Origin of the sequence: Enterococcus sp. E5-37 (genome assembly GCF_035726925.1) — a bacterium.
In the GTDB taxonomy this organism is placed as follows: domain Bacteria; phylum Bacillota; class Bacilli; order Lactobacillales; family Enterococcaceae; genus Enterococcus_B; species Enterococcus_B faecium.
This window is the reverse complement of record NZ_JAPMLG010000009.1, coordinates 1-15,788: the sequence shown is the minus strand read 5'-3', so window position 1 is coordinate 15,788 and position 15,788 is coordinate 1. Positions and strand designations below refer to the sequence as shown.

Below are 15,788 nucleotides of genomic sequence, written 5' to 3'. Positions count from 1 at the left end.
ATTATTTGTTAATGTTTATAATTTGTTTCACTCGAAGCAAAATTAGGAAAACATTTTCTACTGGCTTATTCAAAGCTTCTGACATTGCTTGTTGGTAAAGTCTTAGCTGTCCTTGATATTTTTGGACGATTGCATCTATTTCTGCTGGATCATCCGGATGTAAAATAAAATCTGTTTTAAAATCATAGATATTGAGATGATCTTTTTCTTCTAGGTATCCATCGACGATTCCGTGGATTAATAGTTCATCTTCTTGATTTGGATAGTCTTGAAATACTTCGTCAGCAGGAAGCAGCATGGAAAAAGGTTGTTCTCGTTTTACGTTTTCTTTGTTGGCAATCAGCTGTTGACCAAGTTCTGTTTGAAAGAACCATATAATAGAAGAAACATCTACTTTTTTCGCGACTTTTTCGTCTACTAACCGTTTCCTTACCAATTCCTGTAATTTTTGATGGATACTCTCTGTAGTTGGCATCTCTAATGGCAATAATTGTAACAAAGCATGCGTAGCAGTTCCAACAGCAGCTGCTGACACTTGCCGATCTTTTTGCAAAAATTTTGGTTCTGCTAGTTGTTCTTGCGTATAACGAAATTGACGGGATGCTGCTTTGTTCTGACTGCTTTCCAGAGTCAAACGTGATTCTTGTGTATCATCTGGATCTTCGAATAATCGTTTGATTTCAGATACAGATTGATAACTTGTGGTTTGTGAAGAAGCTTGATAAGGATATTCATATGCCAGACGTTTTTGTAACGAATCTGCTAATACAGTTTCATCTTCTTTCATCTGCTGATCTAAGTTAACCAGTTCTTTTTCAGCAAGCAACTGTCTTTGTTCAATGATCGATTGCTGATTCATCCATGAAATAGAAAACTGTGCATTTGAATGTTGAAGAAGAGAAGTCGAAATTTCTTCCTCTAAGTATTTCTGCATTTCAGGATGACGGATCAATCCGTAACCAATCCAATTCATCAAGCTGCTTCTGCCCTTCAAACGTAGCGCAGGATCAAAAACCAACTCCTCATGATCAGCTGCTTCAGACCACGTTTGGATCATTTGCTCTTTATTTTTACAGGAACCGACAATGAAAAGCTTTTGTTCTGCCCGAGTCAATCCTACATACAATTTACGCATTTCTTCCGACAACAATTTGTTTTGCTTTGCCAATTTGATGGCTTGAAACGGTAACGTATCATATAACACTCGTGTTTCAGGATCCATATAGCGAATTCCTGCTCCAAGTTTTTCTTCAAAAGCATACCGATTGCGCAAGTCTTGTAAGTTGAACTCCTTTGTCATATCTAACAAAAATACAACTGGGAATTCCAAGCCTTTACTTGCATGGATCGTCATAACGCGAACAGCATTATCTTCTATTGAAATGACTGGTTCTGCTAAGTCTTTATCTTTTTCTTGCATTTTTTCAATGAAACGCACAAACTGGTATAATCCTCTGAAAGAACTTTGCTCGTAAGCTTTGGCACGATCAACCAATGCATAAAGATTGGCTTGTCTCTGTGCCCCTGCTGGCAGACCGACCACATACTCTAGATATCCCGTCTCATAATAGATATCCCATAACAAGTCAGTGATCGAAGAACGGCGAGCAAGTTCTCGCCAATGCTCTAGTTGCTTGCCAAAATGTTCCAGCTTAGCTGCTAATTCATCTTCGTTTGATGCTTGATAAGCAAGCACAGCATCATAGTAAGTATGTGCACGGTCAGCTAATCGAATGCTGGCTAATTCTGGTTCAATCAGACCCACGATCGGTGAGCGCAATACAGCCGCAAGCGGAATATCTTGATAGGGATTATCGATTAATTGTAGCAGCGAGATCATCGTGCGAATTTCTGTCGCTTGAAAATAGTTTTGAGCATCATTCATCTCTAATGGAATATCCAATGTTTTGAAAATCTCTAAAATCGTTAAGTTGTTCTTCTTTGTAGGTGTCAAGAGAACAATGTCTTTGTACTCTATCGGACGACTTTTTTTTGATTTTTTATCATAAATCATAAAGGAGGAATCAATTAATTGACGAATTTTTAGTCCTGTCATAAAAAGTTCGCCTTCTGTTTTGTCTTCCAGTATATCATCCGTCGGAATCTCAATCTCTGATTCTTCCTGTTCTTTTTCATAGATCATGATTTCTGGCTCAAACTGTTCATTCTCTGGAAAGTCTGAAAATCCTTGGATCAGTTTGGCTGCTTCGTCATAATTGATTTGACCCACTGCTGGATCCATTAGTTGTTCAAAAATAAGATTCGTAAAAGAAAGGACTTCTTTTCTAGAGCGGAAGTTCTCAGCCAAAACGATTCGACGTCCGCCTTCTTTCTTTGAGAAATTCTCGTATTTCCCGATAAATAAACTAGGATCTGCTAAACGGAAAGAGTAGATGGATTGTTTGACATCCCCAACCATGAACATATTTCCTTTTGTATCATCAGGTTCTCTTAGCCAGTATAAAATGGCTTCTTGTAATTGGTTCACGTCTTGATATTCATCTACCATTACTTCTTTGAATTTTTTTCGATAATGTTTTGAAGCTTCACTTGGTAGCCATACATCTTTCGTTTTTTCTGTGAGAATCTGCAACGCTAAATGTTCCAGATCATTGAAATCCAGCACACCTTTTTCCCGTTTACGCATACTGAAACCGTCCATGAAGCTTTGCGTGACTTTTGTCATTTCTTCGACTAACGGTAGTGCTTTGTCCGTTAATTCTTCCATTTGGCTTGGGGAAACAGGAAAATAACTTTTACTTATCTGCTGAATCAGTTTTTTTGCTTTATCCCTCATGCCCTTGACTTCATTGGAAATTTCTTTCAATTCTGCTTTCCGACTGCTCTTAAAAGTTGAAAAAGTTAGTTGTTCCAAACCAGCATAAGCTTCTTTTAACCGATCTTGCGAGAACGCTTCATAGATATTCTTGATCTGCTGTTGTTCTCCAGCTACTTGCTCATGCATTTTTTCTAATCCTTCACCTTGTGCTAACTGAGTCATCTGTTCATATAACTGTACACATTGGTATATATCTGCCAAAACTAAAGGACGGATTTGTTCTTGATATAATCGAGATTTCGCTAGCCCCTCAGGCAAACGATAATTATCGCTTAACTGTTCTAGCCATTTTTGGGGGTCAGGGTTGGCACGGGCAAACTCATAAAGAGAAAACACCAGATTCGTCAAGCCGTCATCTGAACGATCATTAGAAAAATTCATTGTTAATTGGAAAAATCGTTCATCATTTTCTGCATAAAGTGCTTCTCTCAGCTCGTCCCACACATCCTCTTTCATCAAGATCGTTTCTGTTTCATCTGTTAACATGCGAAAGACTGGATCAATATCAATTAAGTAATAATAACGTCGAATAACTGTCAGGCAAAAAGCATGTAAGGTTGAGATATTCGCTGTGGGCAATAAAACTAACTGCTTAGTAAAATGCTGTCTACGTACAGGGTCACTTTCGCTATTGACGGCTTCTTGTAATGCCTCTTGAATTCTTTCTTTCATTTCTCTTGCGGCAGCTTCAGTAAATGTCACAATCAATAATTCATCGATATCAAAACCCATTTTTAGTTTTTCAATCACTCTTCGAACAAGCACTGTAGTTTTACCTGATCCGGCAGACGCAGAGACTAATAGATTATCTCCTTGATCAAAAATCGCTTGCCACTGATCATCTGTGAATCGTTCATTTTGCGGTTTTAAAGGAATTTGATTCACTCTTCTTCACTCCTTTTCAATATTCTACGCAGTGCTTCTTCCTTATCTATTTTCTCCAGACGGTGGTAATTATTTTCTTTCAGCATCACATCAAACGTACAGATGCTTCTGAATGGACAAAATTCGCAGGCAATCCGCTGTTTATCTTTATAAGCTGGATTTAGTTTGATTTCTCCGGAAGTAATCGCATCTCCAGCTAACCGCATATTTTCCCGATTATGCGCCATGAATAGTTGCAGTTCTTCTTCCGTAAAAAACTTATCTTTGCTAAAACTGCCTTTTTGGTATTCATCTTTCGCATTTTTCTTCACTGGATAGATCAGTGATTGTTCTTTTGCTTCCAATGAATGGTCTAATACCTCTAAAAGAGCGGGGTCATCGACAAAAACACCATCATAACTAAATTTTTTCAATGTATTCTTCTCTACATCATCTGTCTCCGTCAATACAGGATTATGAACATGTAAATAATATGATCCTGCTGGTTTAACAGCCGCTTTTCCTGTTAAACGCACTGCATCCATCAATGCTACGTCCAGGTACGTCAATAATTGCATAGCCATGCCATAATAAGCTTCTGTGACATCGAATGAACGTCCGCTAGATTTGTAATCAACGACGCTTAGCCAAGTATCTTCTTGTTCAGAAGCTACATCGATTCGATCGATTTTCCCTCGAACATGGAGTTTTCCACCATTACTCAACGGTAATTCCAGACCTGTGATACCTTTTGCTCCAGCAATCTGACCAAATAAGATCTCCGTCTGAAGAGGATGCATGCCTGTATTTTTGCTCTGTTTTTGCAAAGCCCATGCCACTTTTTGAATCGTCTGTCCTAACTGGTAGCGAATATAGTTCATTCTTGCAGAACTATCCAATATCTCAAACCGAAGTTCTCCGAATACTTCCTGCAGCACTTTTTCAGTAAAGTCTCTACGCTGCGCATCGGACATATTCACTAAGGATAATTGGTTTGAAAACAGTAGCTTGAAGAAACGATCCAATGATTCATGATAAAAATCACCTGTTGCTGCTGGAGTTAAACCATAAACAGTTCGTTCTTTCAATTTCAAACCAAATTGCATGAAGTATTTGTATTCACAATTATAAAAATTCTCCATACGTGAAATTGAAGTATAGATTTCTTTTCCATAAAGCTCTTCCGCCATTTTTTCTGGCATCGAAACAGGAACATTTAAATGTTCCTGACTTTCAAAAATCTGTAAAGCAAAATTTCGCCATGACGAATTCAGTACTAATTCTTTGAGCTTTTGCCAGTGCTTTGGTACAGGTTTCTTTTCATCTAAAGCTAATCGATAAATCCTATTGACTGTATTGATTCCGCTTCTGTAAGTCCCTACATAACAATTAGGGTCGCTTTCGATCGTCAAATGCTCTTTTCTCTCGACGGGAACAGATAAATATTCTGTGATTCTACGCAAATAAGGAGACATCTTCAGCGAACCATCTGTGTCATAGCTTTGTGCATAACTAAGATATAATCGATCTGTTCCGGAAAGAAAAACAAGATAGGCTTGGAAAGGCTCAAAAGAGATACTTTCCTTTGATGGGTCAAATAAAAACTGTCCATCTGGCAAGGCCTGGTTTAATACTTCTCGTTCTTCACTAGACAACAATCCTTTTGTTTCTTTTCGGTCTGGAAACACTTGATCATTCAACCCTAATGCAAAAGTGACGGCAGCTTGATTTGGTCGAACTAATTCCAAACGATTGATTCGCACTTGGTCGATTGCGGTAGGGATTTTACCATAACTTAGATTTTCTAGACCACTCGTAATGATTTCTTGGAACAGTGACCAGTCAAAAGCCGATTCACCATAAATTACTACATATTCATCCAACAGATCAATCAGCGCTCCCCATGTCTGCTCATGGTTTCTTGCCGCTTCTAAGTTTCCTCTGTCTACTTCCTGATTACGCCAAAACAATAATTGTTGCTGTACGCCACTTTGGATCAAAAATTGATAAAAAACATTTGCGGCCTCTTGTCCTGTTTTGCTTTTCTTTATTTTTTTCAAAAATACTGGTACAGCTTTCTGAAATAATCGTCTAATCGTATTTGACTGTTCTTCCAAATACTGTACGTCTTCAATCTGTTCTGCTTCAAAATCATACGCCACAAACTGCCAGTCTTTTTCACGAGTCCAATAAGTTCCTTGATAATTGTAAGCAAGTGCTACATTTTCAGTGATGTCCAGTTTTTTCCTGAATTCATCTCGCTCTTGTTTCCATTCATCAAGTTCGGTTTCTGCTTCCGTCGACAGAAATAATTCAGTTTTGAAAAAACGCATAATATCACTTAGCCGATAAGAATAGCGGTCAAGAGCGAACAGACTGTTGATCCATTCGATCAGCGGATGATTTTCCATCATTTGTTCTTCATCGATATAAAAAGGAATCGCCATTTCTTGAAAGATCGGCCGAAGGATATTTCCATATAAAGACATATTTTTTGTCAGCACTTGGATATCACGATAACGGTAGTTTTCTTCACTGACTAGTCGTCTGATTTCAACAGCTAATTGTCGGACTTCTTCAGTTGGATTTTCAGCTTCCCACAAATGGAGATGCTCTTGTCCCCCTAATTTGTGTACTGCCGCTTTCTTTTGGCTAGATGTCTCTTCCCACATTGTTTGCAGCAGTTGAAGCTCTGTCGGACGAGTCTGCTCTGGTGCAAATCGGTCCACTAATATAGGGACTTTCCGTTCTCTTGCATTTTGAAAAAGACGGAAATAAAGCTTTCCAGTCTCATGAAAGAGCGTAAGTACTTCTGGAAGATCCGCTGTATAAGGACGATCCAGCAATAAATCGACAACCAATTGCCCCTTTTCCATCATTGCCTGCAGTAATTGATACTCTTGACCATTGATTCGAGAAAAACCACTGACAATAAATTTGACGTTGTTGAAATCTTGTGTCTGCATATAATTTGCTAGTATAGATAGTGCATCTTCATTTGTTAGTGCACGTTGAGTCAATTCGCTGTCATAAGCTGAAAAAATCAGCTTCAAGTCTTTCATTTTAAGTTGCTGGTCTTCTGCATTAGGTGAATCACCAAATAAAAGCATCAGGTCTTCTGGTTGAATATTTCCTGTACGCAATTCACTGTAGAGTTCTTGTAATTGACGAATAAACCCTCTTTTATTGATTTCTCCGCGAAAGATTGTTAATTCTTCCTCATTTTTTTCTAAAATCTGTCGCAAGATCATTGCAGATCCTGATTCTGATAATTCATTTCCTGTAAGAAGAGTTGTCTGTTGCAGCAAATACCAAGCCAGACGATAAAAACTAAATACTTGAACGTTTGTTGTGCTGAAAGCTTTTTTTCCGCTTCTTCTTCGCATCTCCGCTAAAATTTCTTGTTCCTGTTCGAATTTGCTGTAGTTGGGAACAAGGAAAAATACTTGGTTACTTGCATCCTGGTCGAGCCAAGCGGATGCTTCGTCGATCAAGACTTGACGGTGATCTTTTTTCCCGTTTCCAAGAATAAATTGTAAAGACATGCTTTTCCTCCTTCAACACATGATACGGTGCTCCTTTATTATATCAAAAAACACTGAACATTTGTTCTATATTCTTCAAATTATATCCTTTTAAGGTTCTGATATTTCTACTTTTTTAAGTATACGCAAAAAACAGGAACTGCTGCAAATAAGCAATTCCTGTCTTTATGTTCATTGATTAATGAATAGATCCCATTAGTTTTTTGATTGGTTCTTTCACAGTAAATAGCAAGATACCACCGACGATTGCTACTGCACCGATAATACCGAAGTAGGCAGATTCTGTTCCCGGTGTGTAGAAGCGTGCAATTTGTGCATTGATTGCTTGTGAAGAAGCATCAGCTAAGAACCAAATAGCGATTGTTTGTGATTCAAATGCTCGTGGTGCTAATTTTGTTGTCACAGACAAACCAACTGGGGAAAGACACAATTCAGCAATAACCACGATGAAGAAACTTCCCAACAACCACAATGGACTTACTTTTCCACTTGTTCCATAAAGCATACCCGGCAACATCAATAGCAAGTACGATAATCCTGCAAATAAAAGTCCAAGAGAGAATTTTACTACTGTAGATGGTTGACGTTCACCAAGTTTCGTCCACATCGTTACGAATACTGGTGTCAAAATAAAGATGAAAATTGGATTCAATGATTGATACCAGCTTGCTTGGATCGTTACACCAAATAGCGTAGATTGTGTACGTTCACTAGCAAATAAAGCTAAGATAGATGAACCTTGTTCTTGTAATGACCAGAAAATGATTGCTGCAAGGAATAATGGGATATAAGCCCATACTCTTGGTTTTTCTTCAGCAGTTACATCTTTTGAAGTCAGCATTTTGATAAAGTAATACAACGGTAAGATAATCCCCAATACACTGATTGTATTGACAAAAAAGTCAATTGTCAGATGACCAGTTAGTTGTGCCCCGCCGAATACTGCAGCGATAACAACAAGTGCGATGATCAAGTTACGGATGAATCCTTTACGTTCTTCAGTTGTCAAAGGATTCGGCGGTGTTGTACCCACTCCGTCTAATGTCTTACGTCCTTGGATGATGTATTGTAATAATCCAAAGAACATCCCAATAGCAGCTAAAGAGAACCCTAAATGATAGTTATATTCTTGACCGATTGTCCCAACGATTAGTGGTGCTAATAATGCCCCTAAGTTGACACCCATGTAAAAAATCGAAAATCCTGCATCTCTTCGCAAGTCAGTCTTTGAATAAAGATGTCCGACCATGCCAGAAACATTTGGTTTCAAAAAGGCGGTTCCGATAATAATCAATGCCATCGAAACAAACAATGTACTTACACCAAATGGTAAAGCCAAGACGATGTGGCCAAGCATAATGAAAACTCCACCGAAGAACACAGTGCGTTTTGCTCCTAACACTCGGTCAGATACCCATCCGCCGACGATACTAGACATGTAGATCAAAGATCCGTAGATCGACATGATAGCTAATGCTGTTGCTCGTGGTAATCCAAGTCCCCCGTTGGCAACTGTATCGTACATATAATAGATAAGTAATGCACGCATACCGTAATAACTAAATCGTTCCCACATCTCAGTGAAGAACAAAGTTGACAATCCCTTCGGCTGCCCGAAGAAGCCCTTGTCTTGCTGTTTTTCCATAATCTATACCCCAATTCTTTAAATTTTCAGAAAATATTATACATCTTTACCGAAAAATTTAACTAAAAAACTTATTTAAGAAATATAAACTAATTTTCTATAAAAACAAGTAATTTTTAATGGCAATATCATAAAAAAAAGAAGATAGAGATTTAATAATTATATATCAGCTGTTTTTTTCAAATAAGCAAAAATTCCTAAAACACAACAATGAAAGCGATAACTAAGAAAATCCTTACATAACGATTTTTCTTATTAAAATTGTTTTTTGAACTTCGCTTATTTTTTGTGAGCATATCTGTTTACTTACTTTTTGTAAGGTGCTATACTTCATTTTGTAATCAATTAAAAAAATGCAAAACGCAAATCAAAGGAGAAATTTTATTATGACAACTTTTACTGACACTTTGAAAAACCGCCGTTCAATCTATCATCTAGGACGTAATGTTTCACTTTCTAATGAAGAATTAACAACTTTGATCAAAGAAGCAATTAAAGAAAGCCCAACTGCTTTCAATGCTCAATCAACACGTGCAGTTATCCTTTTCGGAGATGCACATGAAAAACTTTGGGAAATCACTGAAGAAGCACTTCGCCCATTGACTCCAGCAGAAGCTTTCCCAAATACACAAAACAAATTAGCTGGTTTCAAAAATGGTTATGGTACAGTATTATTATTCAAAGATACTGACGTGGTAAAAGGTCTACAAGAACAATTTGAATTATATGCAGACAACTTCCCAGATTGGTCAGAACAATCAAACGGAATCGCAACAGCTAATACTTGGGTAGCATTAGTTGATAAAGGATTGGGCGCAAACTTGCAACATTACAACCCAGTTATTGACGAAGCAGTTGCAAAAGAATGGAATATCCCTTCAAACTGGAAACTACGTTCGCAATTAGTATTCGGTTCACCAGAAACACCGGCTGGGGAAAAAGAATACATGAACGATGCCGATCGCTTCCGCGTATTCGGATAATTTGATTTGAAATAAAAAACAGAGGTTGTGACAAACATCTTGTCGCAACCTCTGTTTTTATTCTGGATCAATCATAATATCAATCTCTGCCTCATCGTTTAAGCGTTGGGACAAAAATGGAACTAATTCTTCTAATGATGCAGAAAATTTCAGCATCGGTCCTCGCCATCCGTTTCGGAAAAAATTCATTTTTACGATTTTAGAACCTTTTGGCTGATATAATACAATTTTATTGATCTCAGAAAAAGGAACACCTTTTTTGTCAAAGCTATTCAAAACAAGTCCTTCTTCTGTGATTCCTCTACTGTCCAACAAAAAACTAATAAAAATCATTGCTGACAAGATCCCTTTTGCCAATTCATCTGCTGTAGGATGACTGATGAGTGTATACCAAATGACTAGTGACACTAAGAAGGGTATCACCAAGTAGACCCATCGATTTCGCACAGTCCGATAAATAATTTCTTTTCGAACCAGCCAAAGAAATAAAAACATCACAACAACGAATAAAAACAATAGAACCGTAAAGAATGTTACCATGACAACTCGCCTCGCTTTTTCTTCTCCAGAAAATAGGAAAAGAATACTGATTTACCTTCTCAAAGAAATTGGACTTGCAGCACGCCGCACGTCCAATTGTTTTCTTTATTCAAATGTATCATATTTTGCAACAACCATGCTTGCTTTTTCATCTAATAATTCTTGGTCCTCTGCAGCACATTGGGCAACTTTGACCACGGCGCAGTTTGTCATTTTTGATACAACTTCACCAATGACCGTTTTTGTAAAACCAATTGGTTTGCATGCATATTGTTCTCCTAAATTAATCATTTCTTCCGTCATCAAAATCCTCCTAAACTGCTGGAACTTTTCTCCACATTACCACTGCTATTTCTTTGGAGATTTAACTCATTGATTTTTATTTACAGTTAAAAATCAACCTTACAGGCATTATAGCGTACTGTTTTCGTTTTCACAATTAAAACAGCTGTTGTATTTAGAAGAATTTTTTTCAAAAAATTAAAACATATTCCTTAAAAACTAATTATTTCCTACATATTAAAATATAATACTTCCATTTCCAATAAAAATACATTTATAATAGGAAAGATAAACAGCTGAAAAGGGAGATTTCAAATGAAGAAAAAAACGTTCAAAAAACTATTGTTTCTAGGGGGCACAGCTGCTCTTTTATTAAGCGGTACAAGTTATTACCTACATATCCATTCTCCAGAACATACAATGAACACTGCACAAAAAAGCTCAACACAAAAAACGAAAAAGACAAAAGAGAAAGCAGAAGTTTTACTAGATGTTCCATTAGAGAGCCAGTTTGATTCTCCTTCTTTAGAAAATGGCTGTGAAGTCACTTCGCTTTCTATGCTTTTATCTTTTTATGGTTATGAAACAACTAAAAACCAGTTAGCTGAGCAATTGGATTACGTCCCTGTTTTCAATGCAGATGGGACTCATGGCGATCCTAATGAAGGATTTGTTGGTGATATCAGTGGCGGAGACTGGGCTATGGGCGTCTATGTTCCCCCAGTTGCCTCCCTTGCTCAGCAAATCGTCCAAACGGATTATCACACTTTTCCAAAAACCGATGCTCAACTCGATGATATCAAAAAAGCACTATCTAAAGGAAATCCTGTCTGGACTTCTGTGACTATCAATTTTGAAGTCCCAGATGAAACTGATTTTATGACTTGGACCACAAATAATGGAGAAGTAAGAGTCACTCCTCTTGTTCATGCTTGTGTAGTCACTGGATATGACAAAGAAAATATTTATGTCAACGATCCCTATGGTGTAAAAAATCGAGCAGTACCGATCAACGATTTTTCGGCGATTTTCACTGCAATGGGTGGGCAGATGCTAACTTTGGAGAAAAGCTAGTAATTCAAACAAAAATCCCTTATACTCAAGATACCAAACCTTTGAAGGGAGCGTAGATAATGGAAAAATTCACACATAAAAAAATGGATCCAAATGAAATTCCGATTATTTTTGTCCGTGACTGCAAGGGAAATGTTCAAGGTAAAGTTTCTATTAATGAGTGGAACGAGCGTCGCAGACCTGCTACCCTCAATGAACTGGAAATCAAATTGTATCGTCAATCTCTTGTTTATTACGCAGATCAAGAGTACGAGAAAGCCACCGATTTATTGAAATTTCTGATTGCTCGAACAGAGTATACTCGCTTTGAATATATTGAACGTTTAGCAAACATTTATCATATTATGAATGAACCTGTCAAAGAATATCAGTTATTGGACACCGTCTTGTCAGTAGCAGAACTGATTGCCCTTCCTGCTGGATTAGAAAAGAAACTAGTACGCCGCCTTTTACGAGTAAAGCAACAACTATCCGATCAAGAAAAATAACTTGCGTTTTTTTAGGAAAGTGCTATGATTATTTTGTTGAATAAATGGGATGTAGCCAAACTGGTAAGGCACTTGACTCTGAATCAAGCAATTGTAGGTTCGAACCCTGCCATCCCAATTTGATGTGCTTGCTGAAAAAATGAACCCCCCTGTAAAAGAACAATCTTTTTGCAGGGGGATTATTGTATTATTTTTACTACTTCTATTTAGTTTACATAATTAAATTATGAATAATAAAATCGGGCGTATTCTTAATACAAAAACTGATTTACCCAATAATTGCTAATGCTTTCTCCGGAACTTTTTCTCTAGGAACTTCCTCATACGTTTCTATGTGTGCTCCTTTATTGCTGATTTTCAAATAATGATTTTCTTTTAACACAGAAAGACCATTAAATTCAACCGTTCGTTCTTTCCCATTGGCATCAGCAGCTTTCTGCACATACCTTGCTGTACCATATTCATTTACTTCCTCTGGTTTTTGTGTCTTTACATAGACCTCCCCTTTTTCAACTAATGGATTTAGCTGATCAAGTATACCAGGGATTTCTCCATAACTTCCTTCAGTATAATATTTCAGTCCAAATAACAAAATACCACTAATCGCCGCCAGTCCAATCAAATATTTAATCACTTTCATCTTTCTACCTCCTTGTTATATATTCAGTATATGGGTCAGCTAAAGAAATTCCATCCGTCCCAAGTTGGAGATTTTTCTCCTACTTTAGAAGCGAGAATTGAGTGTTTTTTTAGTAAAAATGATCGTTATTTGATATTATTGACGTGTGGATAAATCAGTTTTTCTCGTTTTGTCCATTTAAAAAATCACGTTGATAGCAAAGGATGTGTTCAAAATGAATCAAGAAGAATTATTTCAAAAAGTCAAGGAAATGATTAAGAACGGCAATTTCGATGGCGCAAAACGATTTATCGAAGAACATAAAGAACAATTAGGACCTTATAAAGAGAAAGCCCAAAATCTTTTAAAAGATGTAAATATCGACAGTGTCAAAAACAAATTTAAAAATCTATTCAAATAAGTAAAACTTTCACTTTTGTAAAATCAAAGGAGGACAATGCTGCTGCATCGTCCTCCTTTGGTTCTTTTCTGAATACTTCATACTAAAATAAACGTGTCGGATCGTAATGATAAGTCACATTGCCGTTCAGTGAGGCTTTTCCCACCACATATTTACGATTCTCCAACTTCAGCCACGCTTCTCGAAAAGCCATTAATTCTTCTCTTTTTACATCGATCTTTTCGATTTTTCCATCGATCAAATCTTGAATAAGTTGTTCATATGGATTCATTTTTTTCCTCCATCTGCTGTCAATCAATAAGTTGTAAAAATAGGTTCATATGCTTTTTTGGTATCTAGATCTTCTCTGACTTTGACTGTCGTATAAATAATTTTTTCTACTGGGATACTATAATAACTTCCTTCACCATTATTGAATCGGTGAACGTCTTTCTTTGCTAAAATACCATTTATTTTATTCGTCAGTACACGTTGTTCGACACTGTTACTTACAACATAGTAAATCACCCGAATATTATTGATTAAATGCAAATCGATTTCTAACACTACATGATCCATGAAAATCCCACTCCTTCTTTCACTTTGATTATAGCAAGTTTCTCCTCTAATTTCAAAATCGATACAGATTTTACCGGATAAATCCACAAAACTGCTTGCGCCATTTCGCACAAAGTGTTATTTTGTATCATGGACTTTATTTATTGGAGGCAATAGTATGATCGCGATCGGTCAATTTGTTTTTTATATTCCTTTTTTTATTATGATAAGCATTCTTTTCTATTACATAAAATGGACAAAAAAGAAGTTTTCAGTTTTACTGGCCTCTTTACCTGCTGTATATTTTACTTATCAAATTTTTTCTTTTAGGCATTGGGAAACAACGTCTGTATTAATAACACACATCATCGAATTGACGCTTTCAGTAATTTTTCTTATTATTTGGATCTATTTTTTATATAAGAATCAGAATTGAATCCCTCGCATGTTTAAAAAGAAAACGATTAAAGATGCAGCAAATTTCTGCCGATCTTTAATCGTTTTTTCTATTCTGTTATACCAAAAAAATGTTTGAATCGGTGAAGGATCGTTCCTTGTTTTAATTCTATAAATTCTTGTGCGATCGGGTACTTTTCTTCCAAATTTTCTTTGTTCTTTTCGATCAGGCTTTTCGCTTCTTCATATTTTTTATCTGCACATAGTGCTTTTACTTCCTGTAATACTTTTCCTGCTTCCATTTGCCTCACCCTCTTGCCATTTTATTGCTTTAAGTTTTATTTAAGTTATACGCATTATTCTAGTTTCATCCCAAATAACCTTTTTTCATTTTTACTCCTCGAACTAATCAGTTTTCTAAAGGCTGATTGGTTCGTCTTTTTTATTTTTCCTCCATTTCATTTTGCTCTTCTGTTAATTTATCTAATGCTTTGATTGATGCTGCGGCTCTTGCATAATCATAGCTGTATAATTCCATAAATTTATCAGGCAGAACAAACCACGCTGGATGATAACCGTTAGCTGTGACAGGGAATCCTTTATCTTGTTGGTTATCTCCATCCCATCTCAGAGCAACACCTTTTTTTCCTTTCCACTTTACTAAAGCGATCGAGTATCCCTTTTTTGTTTGTGTGCCGTCTTCAATAATTGCTAAAATTTCTATTTTTTCTTTTGGCGCACGGACTTCTTGAGGACGAACCATCTTCTATTCCTCCCTTATCTCATTACTTCACGACCAACACACTGCAAGGGGCATGTGAAACGACATAAGAAGCGGTCGATCCAACTAATGCTTGTTGTATAGCACCTTTTCCTGTCGCTCCCATAACGATCAAATCAATATTTTCTTGTCCAGGGATGACATTGGCAATCAAATTTCTTGGATCTCCAGTTTCAACTATTGCGTGGATCTCAGCAATGCCGAACTCTTTGGCATCATTGATTTTTTTCAGCATGGCTACTTCTGTTCTTTGTTTTTCATCTGCATAGATTTTTGAAAAGGCATAGGCACTATGGGTCAGCTCAACTTTGTTGATGATTGACACGATAAATAAGTGGGCTTCATTGTCCTTTGCTAAGTCAAGGGCTTCAGCGAACGCTTTGATCGATTGTCTTGATCCGTCAACTGCTACCATGATGTTCTGGTATCTTTTACTCATTGGAACCGCCTCCTTTTTCTTTTATTGTAACATCTCAAGCAAAAATACAAAAAATATACGCAATATGTAAATAAAATGATGAACAAAAACAATTTCTTTCAAGTTATTTATACATTTCTTTTCTCATCAGAACACCTGTTCTAATCCCATTATTTCTGCATTATGTGAAATTCCTCATCATTTTTCACATCGAGCGAACATCATTCTGTTACAAAAAACGTGGATTTGTCATAAATTGTCATGCTTCTTTTACCTATGAAATATTTTCACGTGTTAAAGTATTCCTCGTTGAACACAACAAATAAAACTTTTTAACGAATAAAGGAGATTTTTCA

General features: G+C 36.7%; 16 protein-coding genes and 1 tRNA gene. 6 read left to right on the top strand and 11 right to left on the bottom strand.

Annotated features, from left to right (window positions below):
- Position 1 precedes the first annotated feature (1 nt).
- The 3 genes from addA to OS138_RS08630 form a co-directional block, all read right to left on the bottom strand.
- Positions 2-3,724, bottom strand: coding sequence for a helicase-exonuclease AddAB subunit AddA (gene addA / locus OS138_RS08640; RefSeq protein ID WP_325070002.1), 3,723 nt, complete (start codon positions 3,722-3,724; stop codon positions 2-4).
- A complete protein-coding gene (locus OS138_RS08635; protein ID WP_087625770.1) occupies positions 3,721-7,248 on the bottom strand; it encodes a PD-(D/E)XK nuclease family protein in 3,528 nt (1,175 codons plus the stop codon). Before OS138_RS08635 ends, addA begins: the two co-directional genes overlap by 4 nt.
- Positions 7,249-7,426: 178 nt before the next feature.
- On the bottom strand, positions 7,427-8,893 hold the full coding sequence (locus OS138_RS08630) for a peptide MFS transporter (protein ID WP_002288052.1): 1,467 nt from the start codon (positions 8,891-8,893) through the stop codon (positions 7,427-7,429).
- Positions 8,894-9,279: 386 nt separating this feature from the next.
- Here OS138_RS08630 and OS138_RS08625 point away from each other — a divergent pair, with 386 nt between their 5' ends.
- A complete protein-coding gene (locus tag OS138_RS08625; RefSeq protein WP_087625769.1) occupies positions 9,280-9,876 on the top strand; it encodes a nitroreductase family protein in 597 nt (198 codons plus the stop codon).
- A gap of 57 nt (positions 9,877-9,933) precedes the next feature.
- On the opposite strand, the gene OS138_RS08620 is transcribed toward OS138_RS08625, so the two are convergent.
- Together OS138_RS08620 and OS138_RS08615 are read right to left on the bottom strand one after the other, a co-directional pair.
- Positions 9,934-10,416, bottom strand: a complete 483-nt coding sequence (locus OS138_RS08620; RefSeq protein ID WP_002288056.1) for a hypothetical protein — start codon at positions 10,414-10,416, stop codon at positions 9,934-9,936.
- Between the two features lie 105 nt (positions 10,417-10,521).
- Positions 10,522-10,719: a hypothetical protein gene (locus tag OS138_RS08615; RefSeq protein WP_002288059.1), complete on the bottom strand. Its 198-nt coding sequence runs from the start codon at positions 10,717-10,719 to the stop codon at positions 10,522-10,524.
- Positions 10,720-11,013: 294 nt separating this feature from the next.
- Here OS138_RS08615 and OS138_RS08610 point away from each other — a divergent pair, with 294 nt between their 5' ends.
- The 3 genes from OS138_RS08610 to OS138_RS08600 all read left to right on the top strand — a co-directional run bounded on the left by OS138_RS08610 (position 11,014) and on the right by OS138_RS08600 (position 12,378).
- Complete coding sequence (locus tag OS138_RS08610; protein ID WP_002297431.1) at positions 11,014-11,772, top strand: C39 family peptidase; 759 nt, start codon at positions 11,014-11,016, stop codon at positions 11,770-11,772.
- Between the two features lie 59 nt (positions 11,773-11,831).
- The gene (locus OS138_RS08605) at positions 11,832-12,260 is read left to right on the top strand and encodes a hypothetical protein (RefSeq protein ID WP_002295776.1); all 429 of its coding nucleotides are present in this window, start codon (positions 11,832-11,834) and stop codon (positions 12,258-12,260) included.
- A 45-nt stretch (positions 12,261-12,305) separates the two neighbouring features.
- Positions 12,306-12,378 (top strand) — tRNA-Gln (locus OS138_RS08600).
- A gap of 150 nt (positions 12,379-12,528) precedes the next feature.
- Here OS138_RS08600 and OS138_RS08595 read toward each other — a convergent pair.
- Entirely contained in the window at positions 12,529-12,900 is a 372-nt protein-coding gene (locus OS138_RS08595; protein ID WP_002288062.1) for a YxeA family protein, read from the bottom strand.
- A gap of 214 nt (positions 12,901-13,114) precedes the next feature.
- Here OS138_RS08595 and OS138_RS08590 point away from each other — a divergent pair, with 214 nt between their 5' ends.
- Entirely contained in the window at positions 13,115-13,300 is a 186-nt protein-coding gene (locus OS138_RS08590) for a hypothetical protein (protein WP_002288064.1), read from the top strand.
- A gap of 82 nt (positions 13,301-13,382) precedes the next feature.
- Here OS138_RS08590 and OS138_RS08585 read toward each other — a convergent pair whose 3' ends face one another.
- Complete coding sequence (locus OS138_RS08585; RefSeq protein WP_002288067.1) at positions 13,383-13,571, bottom strand: hypothetical protein; 189 nt, start codon at positions 13,569-13,571, stop codon at positions 13,383-13,385.
- Positions 13,572-13,594: 23 nt separating this feature from the next.
- Positions 13,595-13,858 carry a hypothetical protein gene (locus tag OS138_RS08580; RefSeq protein ID WP_002292935.1) on the bottom strand — a complete coding sequence of 88 codons (264 nt, stop codon included), beginning with the start codon at positions 13,856-13,858 and terminating at the stop codon, positions 13,595-13,597.
- Positions 13,859-14,015: 157 nt separating this feature from the next.
- On the opposite strand from OS138_RS08580, the gene OS138_RS08575 reads away from it, so the two are divergent.
- On the top strand, positions 14,016-14,273 hold the full coding sequence (locus OS138_RS08575; RefSeq protein ID WP_002321369.1) for a glucose uptake protein: 258 nt from the start codon (positions 14,016-14,018) through the stop codon (positions 14,271-14,273).
- Between the two features lie 70 nt (positions 14,274-14,343).
- Here the strand turns inward: OS138_RS08575 and OS138_RS08570 are convergent, their stop codons facing one another.
- The 3 genes from OS138_RS08570 to OS138_RS08560 all read right to left on the bottom strand — a co-directional run bounded on the left by OS138_RS08570 (position 14,344) and on the right by OS138_RS08560 (position 15,453).
- Positions 14,344-14,535 carry a hypothetical protein gene (locus OS138_RS08570; RefSeq protein ID WP_002296424.1) on the bottom strand — a complete coding sequence of 64 codons (192 nt, stop codon included), beginning with the start codon at positions 14,533-14,535 and terminating at the stop codon, positions 14,344-14,346.
- Positions 14,536-14,675: 140 nt separating this feature from the next.
- Entirely contained in the window at positions 14,676-14,996 is a 321-nt protein-coding gene (locus OS138_RS08565) for a hypothetical protein (protein WP_002295768.1), read from the bottom strand.
- 22 nt (positions 14,997-15,018) lie between these two features.
- Positions 15,019-15,453 (bottom strand): universal stress protein, encoded by a 435-nt coding sequence (locus tag OS138_RS08560; protein WP_002292929.1) that lies wholly within the window; start codon positions 15,451-15,453, stop codon positions 15,019-15,021.
- Between the last annotated feature and the right edge of the window lie 335 nt (positions 15,454-15,788).

Excerpts from the sequence above, each read along its gene's own strand:
- OS138_RS08635 (WP_087625770.1), bottom strand. The coding sequence starts at position 7,248 with ATGTCTTTACAATTTATTCTTGGAAACGGGAAAAAAGATCACCGTCAA.
- OS138_RS08630 (WP_002288052.1), bottom strand. The coding sequence starts at position 8,893 with ATGGAAAAACAGCAAGACAAGGGCTTCTTCGGGCAGCCGAAGGGATTG.
- OS138_RS08625 (WP_087625769.1), top strand. The coding sequence starts at position 9,280 with ATGACAACTTTTACTGACACTTTGAAAAACCGCCGTTCAATCTATCAT.
- OS138_RS08620 (WP_002288056.1), bottom strand. The coding sequence starts at position 10,416 with ATGGTAACATTCTTTACGGTTCTATTGTTTTTATTCGTTGTTGTGATG.
- OS138_RS08615 (WP_002288059.1), bottom strand. The coding sequence starts at position 10,719 with ATGACGGAAGAAATGATTAATTTAGGAGAACAATATGCATGCAAACCA.
- OS138_RS08610 (WP_002297431.1), top strand. The coding sequence starts at position 11,014 with ATGAAGAAAAAAACGTTCAAAAAACTATTGTTTCTAGGGGGCACAGCT.
- OS138_RS08605 (WP_002295776.1), top strand. The coding sequence starts at position 11,832 with ATGGAAAAATTCACACATAAAAAAATGGATCCAAATGAAATTCCGATT.
- OS138_RS08595 (WP_002288062.1), bottom strand. The coding sequence starts at position 12,900 with ATGAAAGTGATTAAATATTTGATTGGACTGGCGGCGATTAGTGGTATT.
- OS138_RS08590 (WP_002288064.1), top strand. The coding sequence starts at position 13,115 with ATGAATCAAGAAGAATTATTTCAAAAAGTCAAGGAAATGATTAAGAAC.
- OS138_RS08585 (WP_002288067.1), bottom strand. The coding sequence starts at position 13,571 with ATGAATCCATATGAACAACTTATTCAAGATTTGATCGATGGAAAAATC.
- OS138_RS08580 (WP_002292935.1), bottom strand. The coding sequence starts at position 13,858 with ATGGATCATGTAGTGTTAGAAATCGATTTGCATTTAATCAATAATATT.
- OS138_RS08575 (WP_002321369.1), top strand. The coding sequence starts at position 14,016 with ATGATCGCGATCGGTCAATTTGTTTTTTATATTCCTTTTTTTATTATG.
- OS138_RS08570 (WP_002296424.1), bottom strand. The coding sequence starts at position 14,535 with ATGGAAGCAGGAAAAGTATTACAGGAAGTAAAAGCACTATGTGCAGAT.
- OS138_RS08565 (WP_002295768.1), bottom strand. The coding sequence starts at position 14,996 with ATGGTTCGTCCTCAAGAAGTCCGTGCGCCAAAAGAAAAAATAGAAATT.
- OS138_RS08560 (WP_002292929.1), bottom strand. The coding sequence starts at position 15,453 with ATGAGTAAAAGATACCAGAACATCATGGTAGCAGTTGACGGATCAAGA.